13 protein-coding genes, 1 tRNA gene and 1 pseudogene are annotated in these 12,655 nt (G+C 58.1%); 14 read left to right on the top strand and 1 reads right to left on the bottom strand.

The features are described from left to right. Positions 1 to 23: 23 nt before the first annotated feature. From ACA069_RS01665 to ACA069_RS01640, 6 genes and pseudogenes are all read left to right on the top strand, one after another. A complete protein-coding gene (locus ACA069_RS01665; RefSeq protein ID WP_497616055.1) occupies positions 24 to 1,502 on the top strand; it encodes an aminotransferase-like domain-containing protein in 1,479 nt (492 codons plus the stop codon). A gap of 27 nt (positions 1,503 to 1,529) precedes the next feature. Beyond that, entirely contained in the window at positions 1,530 to 1,877 is a 348-nt protein-coding gene (locus ACA069_RS01660) for a hypothetical protein (protein WP_497616054.1), read from the top strand. Between the two features lie 85 nt (positions 1,878 to 1,962). Then, positions 1,963 to 2,189: pseudogene (locus tag ACA069_RS01655) on the top strand (DUF1016 N-terminal domain-containing protein); the annotation flags it as partial. Between the two features lie 199 nt (positions 2,190 to 2,388). Continuing rightward, positions 2,389 to 3,363 (top strand): alpha/beta hydrolase family protein, encoded by a 975-nt coding sequence (locus ACA069_RS01650; RefSeq protein WP_497616053.1) that lies wholly within the window; start codon positions 2,389 to 2,391, stop codon positions 3,361 to 3,363. A 28-nt stretch (positions 3,364 to 3,391) separates the two neighbouring features. After that, positions 3,392 to 3,805, top strand: a complete 414-nt coding sequence (locus ACA069_RS01645) for a hypothetical protein (protein ID WP_497616052.1) — start codon at positions 3,392 to 3,394, stop codon at positions 3,803 to 3,805. Positions 3,806 to 3,811: 6 nt separating this feature from the next. Further along, the gene (locus ACA069_RS01640) at positions 3,812 to 4,264 is read left to right on the top strand and encodes a hypothetical protein (protein ID WP_497616051.1); all 453 of its coding nucleotides are present in this window, start codon (positions 3,812 to 3,814) and stop codon (positions 4,262 to 4,264) included. Positions 4,265 to 4,334: 70 nt separating this feature from the next. On the opposite strand, the gene gabP is transcribed toward ACA069_RS01640, so the two are convergent. Beyond that, the gene (gene gabP, locus ACA069_RS01635) at positions 4,335 to 5,726 is read right to left on the bottom strand and encodes a GABA permease (RefSeq protein ID WP_497616049.1); all 1,392 of its coding nucleotides are present in this window, start codon (positions 5,724 to 5,726) and stop codon (positions 4,335 to 4,337) included. Positions 5,727 to 6,280: 554 nt separating this feature from the next. Here gabP and ACA069_RS01630 point away from each other — a divergent pair. The 8 genes from ACA069_RS01630 (at position 6,281) to ACA069_RS01595 (ending at position 12,628) form a co-directional block, all read left to right on the top strand. Beyond that, entirely contained in the window at positions 6,281 to 7,054 is a 774-nt protein-coding gene (locus ACA069_RS01630) for an ABC transporter ATP-binding protein (RefSeq protein WP_187678895.1), read from the top strand. A 13-nt stretch (positions 7,055 to 7,067) separates the two neighbouring features. After that, positions 7,068 to 7,814: an ABC transporter substrate-binding protein gene (locus ACA069_RS01625; protein WP_497616048.1), complete on the top strand. Its 747-nt coding sequence runs from the start codon at positions 7,068 to 7,070 to the stop codon at positions 7,812 to 7,814. A gap of 78 nt (positions 7,815 to 7,892) precedes the next feature. Then, complete coding sequence (locus tag ACA069_RS01620) at positions 7,893 to 8,588, top strand: ABC transporter permease (protein ID WP_187678897.1); 696 nt, start codon at positions 7,893 to 7,895, stop codon at positions 8,586 to 8,588. Continuing rightward, on the top strand, positions 8,585 to 9,274 hold the full coding sequence (locus ACA069_RS01615) for an ABC transporter permease (RefSeq protein ID WP_187678898.1): 690 nt from the start codon (positions 8,585 to 8,587) through the stop codon (positions 9,272 to 9,274). Before ACA069_RS01620 ends, ACA069_RS01615 begins: the two co-directional genes overlap by 4 nt. Continuing rightward, entirely contained in the window at positions 9,255 to 10,490 is a 1,236-nt protein-coding gene (locus ACA069_RS01610) for a methyltransferase (protein ID WP_497616047.1), read from the top strand. The genes ACA069_RS01615 and ACA069_RS01610 overlap by 20 nt, the downstream gene beginning before the upstream one ends. A 345-nt stretch (positions 10,491 to 10,835) precedes the next feature. Beyond that, positions 10,836 to 11,651, top strand: a complete 816-nt coding sequence (locus ACA069_RS01605; RefSeq protein WP_497616046.1) for an FkbM family methyltransferase — start codon at positions 10,836 to 10,838, stop codon at positions 11,649 to 11,651. A gap of 76 nt (positions 11,652 to 11,727) precedes the next feature. Then, positions 11,728 to 11,803: transfer RNA gene (locus ACA069_RS01600), tRNA-Thr, on the top strand. A 252-nt stretch (positions 11,804 to 12,055) separates the two neighbouring features. Further along, a complete protein-coding gene (locus ACA069_RS01595) occupies positions 12,056 to 12,628 on the top strand; it encodes a hypothetical protein (protein ID WP_497616044.1) in 573 nt (190 codons plus the stop codon). Positions 12,629 to 12,655: the final 27 nt, after the last annotated feature.

The raw sequence follows: 12,655 nt of genomic DNA, 5'->3' as shown, positions 1-12,655 counted from the left end.
TTTCGAGAAATAACAGAGAACTTATGGACAGGTTTGATTTACCGGACAAACGCTGGCGGATCGTCAAGGACTGGATTATTCGTCAGATCGAAAGTGGTGATTGGGCAGCCGAAACAAAACTGCCCTCGATCCGCACCCTGGCACGAATGTTTGAAACCAGCATCACCACCGTTCAGCGCGCCTTGGCTGATCTGGAAGCCGATGCCTATGTTTCGACCAAACCCCGAATCGGCTATTTTGTTTCGGCCTCGGGACACGCAAAACCCGCCAGTGGTTTCGATTTCTCAAGCGTCACCGTCAACGTCAATCATGCGGTGGTCGCGATGCTCTCCCAAGCCGCCTCGCGCACCACCGCGTCGTTGAACTCGGCCGTCCTGCACAGCGACCTCACGCCGAATGTGCTCCTCAACAAATGCCTTTCAGTGCTGGCCGGCAAGGCTGACAACTCGCTGACAGGACTCGTCGCGCCACCCGGCCTGCCGGCGCTGCGACGGCGCATCGCCGGGCTGATGCTGACCCGCGGCGTAGTCTGCGGGCCGGACGATATCCTCGTGACCTCGGGCGACACCATTGCCCTGGAACTGGCCCTCGAAGCCGTCGCGCCAAGAGGCGCTACGGTCGCCATCGAAACCCCGACCTATTACGGCATCTTGCAGACCATTGAACGCCTGGGCATGCGCGCCTTGCCGATCCGCACGCACGGCAGACTGGGCCTGGACGTGGATCATCTCGAAGAAGCGCTGAAGCTGAAAAAGGTCGCGGTGATCTTTCTCAACCCAACGCTGCAGAATCCCCGTGGTTTCATCATGCCCGACGAGACGCGCGCACGGCTTTCGCAAATCGCACGCGAAGCTGACGTGCCGATTATCGAGGACGACATTTTCTTCGATCTGGTGCCAGAAGCGGACCGCCCGCGCGCCATCAAGAGTTACGACACCAGCGGCCAGACGATTTACTGCTCGTCATTCTCCAAGACCGTCGCGCCCGGTTATCGCGTTGGCTGGTGCCTGGCCGGCAAATACCGCAATGCCATTCTGGCGCAAATGTTTTCGCGCAACCTGGCGGTATCGAGCCTTGCGCAAAACGTTCTCAACGAATTTATCGGGCGCGGCTACATGGAAGAACACTGCGCCAGGCTCCGCTCGCAACTGTCTTCGCTGGCGAGCTTTGTCGAAGCACTGGTGCGCACGGACTTCCCCACGGGAACCGTGTACGTGCCACCGCGCGGAGGCTTCATCCACTGGATCGAACTGCCCGGGCACACCGACATGTCGGCACTGCAACAGTTGGCCTCCGAACGCGGTTGCCACGTGGCCGGCAGCGGGATCTTTTTCGCCGACGGCCATGCAACCACAGGCGTGCGCATCTGTCTTGGCACAGCGCTGACCCCGGGGGTGATCGAGATCTTGAAGGTGATTGCCGAGTGTGCGCACCTCGCCGGGCGACCGCCAAAAACGCAAGGCCAATTGACTCAACAACGAGAAGAGCCAGCAGTTTCCTGACCGTACAAGGACGCTCGCAGAATTGCCATGAATCAGAAACGAACCCGCATCCCCCTGCCCCACCCTCCACCGTATCGCCAGAGCCGTGCGACCTTCTGGCTGACCGTATTCGTTGGCGTGCTGATTACCTTCGCTATCAGTGCATCGATTTATACGTTGATCGAAAACTGGATCAACGGCTCGATCACCACAACCAACCGTGGCCCGAAGGACACCTATACCCTGGCCCTACAACCACGGCGATTTTGGATAGAGTTCGTGTCGCAGTGCATAGGTACCGTGTTTCTGCTGCTGATTGGCGTGTTCGGGTTGTGGATTTATCGCAAAGTGCAGGCGCCTGCGGAGAAGCCGAAGGGCAAGCGCATGCGACGCTAATCAGATCGGGTTGACGTAGTCCACAGGCAGCAGAACGGTGTCCAGCGCGGCGTCTACGGGCAGGGATACGACAGTGATCAGGGGGTATGGCAAGCAGTTACTGCCGACACTGGCGAAAGAGCTGACGGCTCAATTCGGGAAGGGCTTTGATGCCTCCAACCTTCGGTACATCCGCCTGTTTTATCAAGCATTTCCAATTCGTGACGCACTGCGTCTCGAATTGAGCTGGACCCACTATCGCCGGTTATTACAGTCGAAAACGACAAGGCACGCCAGTGGTACATGGATGAATGCGCGACCCTCAATCTCAGTGAGGGCGACAAGCCGACCGTCGGGATCACTTTGTGCGCGCAGGACAACGAGGCGGTCGCGCGTTACTCGATCTTCAAAGGTAATGAGTAACTGTTCGCCAGCAGCTACAAAACGGTGCTCCCAAGTGTGGAAGAACTGCGGATTGTCCCTTGGGCGTACCGAGATTATTGTTGGCAGCTACCCGCGAAGGTCGAACGCCATGAGTTTTCAGGACACGCCCGAATTGGCAGATGTGCAGCAAACGTCGTCATCGTCAGCGCAGTTAGAAGGTGAACCCATCAAGGAAACAGCCGCCGACGGTTTTGTCCTTAGTGGTTTCACCTGGCGGCATGCCATGCCCGATGTCCAGCGCCCGGTGGTGATCATCAACGCAGCCACGTCAGTACGCTGTCGTCATTACTCGCGGTTCGCCGCTTATCTGTTTGCCAATGGCTTCGATGTCATCACTTACGACTACCGTGGCATCGGCGAATCGCGTCCCGGCTCAATGAAAGGGTTGCACGCTTCGTGGACAGACTGGGGCGCACTGGATTTCGAAGCGATGCTCAAACGCGCACAGCGGGAATTTCCCGGACAGCCCATCGATGTGGTCGGGCATAGTTTTGGTGGCTGCGCGGCAGGCTTGGGCGAGTCCGGAAAGGTAATCCGACGGCTGGTAACGGTCGGCGCGCAGTTCGCTTATTGGCGCGATTACGCACCCGAACAGCGCTGGCGCATGTTCGGCAAATGGCATGTGCTGATGCCGCTGCTGACGCTGATCTGCGGCTACTTCCCTGGTAAACGTCTCGGCTGGCTGGAAGACACGCCGGCAGGCGTTGTACGCGACTGGAGCACGCCCTCGCCGCGTTATGAAGGGCGGCCAAGCGGCCGGGTGATGCTGGCGAAAACCGGGCATCTGCCCTTCTCCCATCTGCGTGCGAAAACCCTGGCTATCAGCATCAGCGACGATCCCTACGGCACAATTGCAGCCATCGAACGCCTGCTCAATTACTTCAGCAATGCCTCGAAAACCCATCTGCGCATCGAACCGCAGGACGTTGGCGAGCAACAAGTCGGACATTTCGCCTTTTTTCGCAGCGCATACCAAGCCACACTATGGCCCATCGCTCTGACCTGGCTGCAAACCGGCGAACTGGCCCCCGACACACCCGGGCGGCAAGTACCGCGCAGCTGAGCCCCTCCAACGCACGACGGAACACATCATGGCCTCCGCCAACAAGCAGCAAAAACGCGCCGCCCGGGCCAAAACCAAGGCCAAGCAGAACCGCACCAAACGCGCCGAAGCACCGGTCGAGCTGGACCCGAACGACGATCGCATCGACTTCGAATCGGTGGACCTGACCGAGCTGTTCAAGAAAATGATCGACGCCGAGAAGATCAACCAGCAAGCCCTGTGCACCGCGTTCCTCGAAGACCCGTTGCTTGAATTGGTCTATGAACAGGAAGGCGAAGAAGGCGCGATGGATTTCATCCTCGCCGCACTGATCGAGTATCGGCAGTGGTCGCAGGAAACCGACGAGGCAGGTGCCTTGGCGTGGATTGAATCCCCGGCCTTCCAGGCCGACTATGTGGCGGCCTCCGACGCGATCGCTGCACAAACCCAACAGAAGAACTGAGTTCCCATGGCATCCCTGAACAAGCAACAGAAACGCGCCAAACGCGCCAAGGCCAAAGCCAAGCAAATCCGTATGGTCGGCCGCAAACCGCTGGATCAGGACGACGACCTCGGCCACCTCGCCGAGCCGATCCCGGAATACACCCTGGCGATGTTCAGCAAAATGCGCGACGCCGAAGCCGTCAGCCGTAACGAGATGCTGCTGACACTGCTGCGTGAACTGGCGTTCATCATCGTCGATCACCCTGAACTGCTGGACATGGAAAACGCCGAAAACGAAGGCATGGCCGCCACCCACCTGGCCGCCGACATGCTGATCGACTACCGCATGTGGGCCGACGGCATGGACATCGAAACCGCCCAGGCCTGGCTGAGCGAACCGCACTTCATCACTGACTTCGGGATTGCGCTGGATACTTACGGCAAGTCGGTAGATACGCAGGAAGGCAAGAGCGAATAAACACCGCTCACAAACAAAAACGGCCGCTCGTCATCACTGACAGCGGCCGTTTTGCATTACGCGTTACGGATCAGTTCAACACCACCGCGCCGCGTTTTTCCAGCTTGCGGCGGCGTGCCACCAGCAGGCCGGTCGCGACTACCAGCAGGCTCAACAGACCGGTGGCGAGGATTTCCACGCGGTGCGCTTCCTGGAACAGCATGATGGCCAGGGCGGCCACGATGAAGATGATCACCGCATAGGTCAGGCCCGGGAACAGCCACATGCTGAAGACGATCTTCTCGCCGCGAGCCATGCGCTGTTTGCGCATACGCAGTTGCGAGAACGCGATCACCAGGTACACCAGCAATGCGATGGCGCCGGAACTGGCGAGCAGGAATTCAAACACCGCAGCCGGGGCCACGTAGTTGGCGAATGTGCACAGGAACGCTGCGCCAGTGGACAACATCACCGCCCAGTAAGGCGTACCGCTTTTGTTGACCCGAGTCGACATGGCTGGGGCGTCACCGCGTTTGCCAAGGGAAAACAGCATGCGCGACGAAGTGTAGAGCGCCGAGTTCAGGCAACTGGTTACCGCGACCAGCACCACGATGTCGACGATCATTTTCGCGTTCGGGATGCCCATGCGCTCAAGCACGGTCTGGTAGGAACCGAGGTTGGCCAGGGTCGGATCGTTCCATGGCACCAGGGCCACAACGATGAAGATCGACACGAGGTAGAACAGGCCGATCCGCCAGATCACCGAGTTGGTGGCCTTGGAGATTTGCTTGCCCGGGTTCTTCGATTCCGCAGCCGCGATGGTCACGATCTCGGTACCCATGAACGAGAACATTGTGGTCAGGATCGCGCCCAGCACTGCGCCCATGCCGTTTGGCAGGAAGCCGCCGCTGTCGAACAGGTGCGAAACACCGCTGACCTGGCTGTTTGGCAGGTAACCGAAGATTGCCGCCAGACCGAGAATGATGAAGCCGATGATCGCCAACACTTTGATCAGGGCGAACCAGAATTCGAACTCGCCGTAATTCTTCACGCTGAACAGGTTTGTCACGGTCAGCAACATAGTGATGATCAGAGCAAACGCCCAGATGCCCACATCGGGGAACCACGCGTGCAGGATGGTCGCGGCGGCGTTGGCTTCCAGCGGAATCACCAATACCCAGAACCACCAGTACAGCCAGCCGATGGTGAAACCGGCCCAATGGCCGATGGCACGGTCAGCGTAGGTCGAGAACGAGCCGGTGTCCGGCGAGGCAACCGCCATTTCACCGAGCATGCGCATGACCAAAACCACGAGGGTACCGGCGGCCGCATAGGCCAACAGCACGGCAGGGCCGGCGGCAGCGATGGCGTGGCCGGAGCCAACGAACAGACCTGCGCCGATAACACCGGCGATCGACAGCATGGTCACATGACGCGGTTTGAGCCCCTGTTCGAGGCCATTGGAGCTTGGGGTACTGCTCATCGAAACTACCTTTGCAAGGAAAGCGATTGCGTCCGGCCCGTCTGGTTTTTTCTTCTTCGTAAAAAGAATCCAACGGGGCGTTCCTTATTCTGCACGCAATATTTGCGCCAAAATGTTTCAAACTCTTCTGGGCTGGGGCTTTGCGCGCGACCGGACAGTCATCGCAAGTCATTGGATTTAATGGCAATCCGCCAGAGCGTTACCCAGCGACTCACTTTCCAAACGAAACAGCGCACCAGAAACACACTGAAAAAGTGTGGGATGCACAATAAAAGGGCGAATCGGGAACGTTCGGCCGGATAGCGCTTCCAACACCCCGCCAAAGCTGGCAACATCGCGCCTTTTTTTACGCGACACCCACGGGTTTGCACGTTCAAACAGCCGTTCGGTTGTTGATGGGGCGACAGTCTGCTGCGCCGATGCGACAACCTGCCACACGCCATCCGTTTACCGCTCGTAGCGCTGTTGGCTGCCATTGAAACGCTATGCTAGCTTGGCCGCCTCGCCAGGAAGGCCAACCAACAGCAGGAGCGCAACATATATGAGGAACGCACATGGCTGAGGCCACGCCCGCGCTTGAAATCCGCAACTTGCACAAACGCTACGGACAGCTTGAGGTGCTCAAAGGCATCTCGCTGACCGCCCGCGACGGCGATGTGATCTCGATCCTCGGTTCCTCCGGTTCCGGCAAGTCCACGTTCCTGCGTTGCATCAACCTCTTGGAAAACCCGCATCAGGGCCAGATTCTGGTCGCCGGTGAAGAACTCAAGCTCAAAGCCACCAAGAATGGCGAACTGGTTGCTGCCGACGGCAAGCAGATCAATCGCCTGCGCTCCGAGATTGGTTTTGTATTTCAAAACTTTAATCTGTGGCCGCATATGAGCGTGCTCGACAACATCATCGAAGCCCCGCGCCGCGTGCTCGGCCAGAGCAAAGCCGAGGCCATCGAAGTCGCCGAAGCGCTGCTGGCCAAGGTCGGCATCGCTGACAAGCGCCATGCTTACCCGGCGCAATTGTCCGGCGGTCAGCAGCAACGCGCGGCCATCGCCCGCACGCTGGCGATGCAACCGAAGGTGATTCTGTTCGACGAGCCCACCTCCGCCCTTGACCCGGAAATGGTTCAGGAAGTACTTAGTGTCATCCGCGCATTGGCCGAAGAAGGCCGCACCATGCTGCTCGTGACCCACGAAATGGGCTTCGCCCGTCAGGTCTCCAGCGAAGTGGTGTTCCTTCATCAGGGCTTGGTAGAAGAGCAAGGATCGCCACAGCAGGTGTTCGAAAACCCGCTTTCGGCGCGCTGCAAACAATTCATGTCCAGCAACCGCTAACGGAGCAACATGCATGCAGAATTTTAAAAAGGTCTTCCTGGCCGCCGCCGTTACCCTGGCGTTCAGCGCCGGTGCCATGGCCGAAACCTTGAAGATGGGCATCGAAGCGGCCTACCCGCCGTTCAACAATAAAGACGCCAGCGGCAACGTGGTCGGCTTCGACAAAGACATCGGCGACGCCTTGTGCGCCAAGATGAAAGTCGAATGCACCGTGGTCACGTCCGACTGGGACGGGATCATCCCGGCCCTGAACGCCAAGAAATTCGACTTCCTGATCTCTTCGATGTCGATCACCGAAGAGCGCAAGGGCGCGGTGGACTTCACCGAGCCGTACTACTCCAACAAGCTGCAATTCATCGCGCTGAAGGACAAAGAGTTCAAGACTGACAAGGACTCCCTCAAAGGCAAAGTGATCGGCGCCCAGCGCGCGACCCTGGCCGGCACCTTCCTGGAAGACAAAATGCCGGACGTCGAAGTGAAACTCTACGACACCCAGGAAAACGCCTATCTCGACCTGACTTCCGGTCGTCTGGACGGCATCCTCGCTGACAAATACGTCAACTACGAGTGGCTGAAAAGCGACGCCGGCAAAGCCTACGAATTCAAGGGCGACCCGGTAGAAGAAAGCGACAAGATCGGTATCGCTGTACGCAAAGGCGACCCGATCCGCGAGAAGCTGAACGATGCGCTGAAGGAAATCGTTGCTGACGGTACCTACAAGAAGATCAACGACAAGTACTTCCCGTTCAGCATCTACTGATCCTGACCTGCGGGACCTGCGCCGTTATCTGACGGTGCAGGCTCCCGGCCCTGCCTGCCGCGATTTGAACAGAAATCCATGATTATCGACCTCTACGGATTCGGCCCGGCGCTCGCCGCTGGCGCGCTGATGACCGTCAAACTGGCACTCTCGGCCCTGTGCCTGGGGCTGGTGCTCGGTCTGCTCGGCGCCTTGGCCAAAACTTCCCCGTACAAGCCGCTGCAATGGCTTGGCGGCTTTTATTCAACGCTGGTGCGCGGCATCCCGGAATTGCTCTGGGTGCTGTTGATCTACTTCGGTACGGTCAACCTGATGCGCGCGCTCGGTGAGTTTTTCGGCAATCCCGATCTGGAACTCAGCGCCTTCGCTGCCGGCGTCATTGCGCTGGGCCTGTGCTTTGGCGCCTATGCCACGGAAGTGTTTCGTGGCGCGATCCTCGCCATTCCCAAAGGTCACCGTGAGGCCGGCGTGGCCCTGGGCCTGTCGAAATGGCGGATATTCACCAAACTGATCATGCCGCAGATGTGGCGCATTGCCCTGCCGGGCCTTGGCAATCTGTTCATGATCCTGATGAAAGACACCGCACTGGTGTCGGTAATCGGCCTGGAAGAAATCATGCGTCACGCGCAGATCGGCGTGACCGTATCGAAACAGCCGTTCACCTTCTATATGGTCGCCGCGCTGATGTACCTCGGCCTGACCGTGCTGGCGATGACCGGCATGCACTTCCTGGAAAAACGCGCCGCTCGCGGCTTCGCGAGGAGCACCCAATGAACTGGGAAGTCATCATCAAGTGGCTGCCGAAACTGGCGCAGGGCGCGACCCTGACCCTGGAACTGGTGGCCATCGCCGTGATCGCCGGGTTGCTGCTGGCGATTCCGCTAGGCATCGCCCGCTCTTCGAAGCTGTGGTACGTGCGCGCTTTGCCTTACGCCTACATCTTCTTTTTCCGTGGCACGCCGTTACTGGTTCAGTTGTTCCTGGTCTACTACGGCCTCGCGCAGTTCGACGCTGTGCGCAACAGCTCAATGTGGCCGTACCTGCGCGATCCGTTCTGGTGCGCCACCGCGACCATGACCCTGCATACGGCGGCGTACATCGCCGAAATCCTGCGCGGCGCAATCCAGGCGATTCCACCGGGCGAGATCGAAGCAGCACGCGCCCTGGGCATGTCCAAACCCAAAGCGATGTTCTACATCATCCTGCCGCGTGCGGCGCGCATCGGCCTGCCGGCCTATAGCAATGAAGTGATCCTGATGCTCAAGGCCAGCGCGCTGGCCAGCACCGTGACCCTGCTGGAACTGACCGGCATGGCGCGCACGATCATTGCCCGCACCTATCTGCCGGTGGAGATTTTCTTCGCGGCGGGCGTGTTCTATCTGCTGATGTCCTACGTGCTGGTGCGCGGCTTCAAGCTGCTGGAGCGCTGGCTGCGCGTCGATGCCTGCCAAGGGCGCTGAAACGTCCCACGTGCTGACGGGCGAGGACTTACTCGCCCGCTTCACGGCACTGGACTCATTTCTCACGACGCATCAGGCGTTGTGGAAACCTCGACCGTTCACTTACTTGCAGCTTCCATGGGAAGCGTCCTACCCGGAGTTGGCCTTGTGGCTACGCGGGCGGTCGCTGGAGGATGCGGAAAACGCTCATAACCAACCTGCTGATCTTGCCGATGCACCTGAGCCGTTCGCTTCATTGGCGGCGTTATCGGCTGAGTTGGGTGCGGTCGGTGAGTTGCCCGGATATGCGCTGGAAGCTGCGGGCCATCGCTTGAATGTCGATGTGCCGGGGCGCAAATGGCAGCAGATTGAAGCGTTTGCCAGTCGACTGTCCTTCGCGTCGCAACCGACCCACTGGCTCGATTGGTGTTCCGGCAAGGGGCACTTGGGTCGACGTCTGTTGGGCGACGGCCAACAACTGACCTGCGTTGAATACGATCCTTCGTTGGTCGCCAGCGGTCAGGCATTGAGTCAGCGCCATCATCTGCATGCCTTGCACATCGAACAGGACGTGACAGCGTCGGACGCCGCGTCTTTATTGAACTCCGAACACACACCGGTCGCCTTGCACGCCTGCGGCGATCTGCATGTGCGCCTGATGCAACTCGCCTCCGCCAGCGGCTGCCGCCAACTGGCCATCGCCCCGTGCTGCTTCAACCGGATCAATCGCACTACGTATCAGGCATTGTCCTGCGCGGGTTTGAAGTCCGCCCTACAGCTGTCGCGGGACGATCTGGCACTGCCAATGAGCGAAACCGTCACCGCCGGCGCACGCGTCAGGCGCCAGCGCGACACGTCGATGGCCCGACGCCTGGCCTTCGACCTGTTACAACGGCAGTCGCGCGGCATTGATGAATACCTGCCAACCCCCTCGCTACCGAGCGCGTGGCTGGACAAACCGTTTGCTGACTACTGCCGCGATCTGGCTGCGCTCAAAGAGTTATCCACAATCGGGACGCAAGACTGGCCAGCGTTTGAAGCTGCTGGTTGGCAGCGGTTAGCCGAAGTTCGCAACCTGGAATTACTGCGCGGATTATTCCGACGGCCACTGGAGCTTTGGCTGAATCTGGATCGCGCACTTTTCCTCGTCGAGCAGGGATACGTCGTGCGCCTCGGCGTCTTCTGTGAAACCGCGCTTACCCCCCGAAATTTCCTGCTGCTGGCAGAACGCGCTTAAACACGCAGCGCCTGTGGATAACTCTGTTGATAGAATTCTTGTGGATCCAATATCCCTGCCCGTTTCGGGCCATTATCACTACTGGTCATTTTTTGTTCACATAGATAAAAAACCTGTAAAACAGTGATTTGCGAACAAATTGAAAACATGTCCACAAAATCGTCGCCAAGTACGTTTGATGCCGTGCGTGTTGTGCATAAGCGGCCAACCAAAACGGCATAACCGCCTATTAGTAAGTCGGTAAAGTGAATAATTGCAGCCGCCTGAGACCCTTGCTATACAGGATCACAACGTGCCACCAGCGCACGCACGAACAAGAAAAAATCAGACCGACAGGAAGCGACCGTGACGTTCATTTCTTACGCACAGAATTTCGAAGACATCCGCCTGTGGCGCGCCCTCAGATACTTTGAAAATGGCTTCTATATCGATGTCGGCGCCAACGATCCGACCCACGATTCGGTCACCAAAGCCTTCTATGATCGCGGCTGGCACGGGATCAATGTCGAGCCAGTGCAGAACTACCACGACGCCTTACGTCAACAGCGTCCACGGGACGAGACCTTGCAATGCATTGCCAGTGATCAGCCCGGCGAAGTAACGTTCTACAGCATCCCGGATACCGGACTCTCCACTGCCGACCCCGCCGTTGCACAAGAACGCAAGAATCTCGGCATGGACGTGCACAGTCTCACCGTCAAGGCCCGCACCCTCAGCTCTATCTGCGAAGAGCATGCTGCCGACCGTCCCATACACTTTTTGAAAATCGACGTTGAGGGCCACGAAGAAACAGTCCTGCGCGGCATGGACTTCAACCGCTTCCGCCCATGGATCATCCTCATCGAAACCCCCTGGGAGCGCGACCATACCTGGGAACATCTGATCACCGACGCGGGCTATCAGAATGTACTGTTCGACGGCCTCAACAGCTTTTTCCTTGCAGACGAACACCTCAACCTCAAACCCGCTTTCGACCTCCCGCCCTGCAACCTCGACAACTTCCAGCTCTGCAAGGGCCACGCCCTCGCCCACCCCGTCAATCCCGACCTGGAAACCGCCTTGCAACGGGCCGAACACGCCGAAGCACAGCTACGCGCCATGCAAAACAGTCGCGCCTGGCGCACCGTTCAGAAACTGCGCAACGTCCTGCGCAGAGCCTGATTCGAAGCCTGCGCAAAAATAGTCTGAATTCAGGGGTTTACAGGATCTTCCCAATCGCTATAATCGTCGCCCACACGCCGGTATAGCTCAGTTGGTAGAGCAACTGACTTGTAATCAGTAGGTCCCGGGTTCGACTCCTGGTGCCGGCACCATATAGAACAACGACTTAGGCTCACCTTACGGTGGGCCTTTTTCGTTTTGGGCTTCCTCCATTAGAAATTTTCCCCGTTCATTCCCCGTTTCTTTAAAAGCCTAGTGATTCCTCACTCGCCAGTTATGCGCGCGACGATCCATCTCACACAAACATTCCCCCCAGACGTCATCACCATCCCAGAGTGGGCAGACACCTCCAAATTTGGCGCCTGATATGATCGCGCTCATCAAAATCTCAAGAGTCAGATGGAATGGATGCGAAACAAGCGATCGAGGTTCTTCAGAAAGATCTAAAGAACAACAAGGAAAAAGGGCTTACGACTGTCAACGTAGATGCTCTCAATCAGTATCTCGAACAGCTCAAAGGACATGCGATGCAAAACGCCGGTTCTCCAGAGACAGAACTTCAAGATGCCGAGCATTCGCATCAATGGGATATTGAAATGGTTAGGTCTGGCTGGGAAGCTGGCACTAACGCCCTGAAAACATGCTTCTTGGTGTCAGGGGGCTCCGCTGCGGCGCTACTAGCGTTCGCAGGGTCTGCTTGGTCAGCATTAAAGCCTGAGGGGCTTGAGGCTCTTGCATTGACCATGGCACTGCTTGGTTGGGCGCTTTTCGCCACAGGGATAGCGACGGCCATTACCTACCTAGCGCAGTATTTTTTTGCTGATCGATTGAAGTGGCATGAGAGAGCCGGGGATGTATGCCAGTGGTCTGCTGTATCGCTAGTCTTGGCGTCTTACGTGCTGATACTTCTTGCTTACCTTCAGGCCGGCAAAATGTTATCAATGTTCAATATCGTGAAGGCCATACCTGTCAATTGACGCAGTTAGGCGGTCGTCCCGATGCGG

The organism is Pseudomonas sp. LBUM1652, from assembly GCF_059716105.1.
This window is presented reverse-complemented; position numbering and strand designations above follow the sequence as displayed.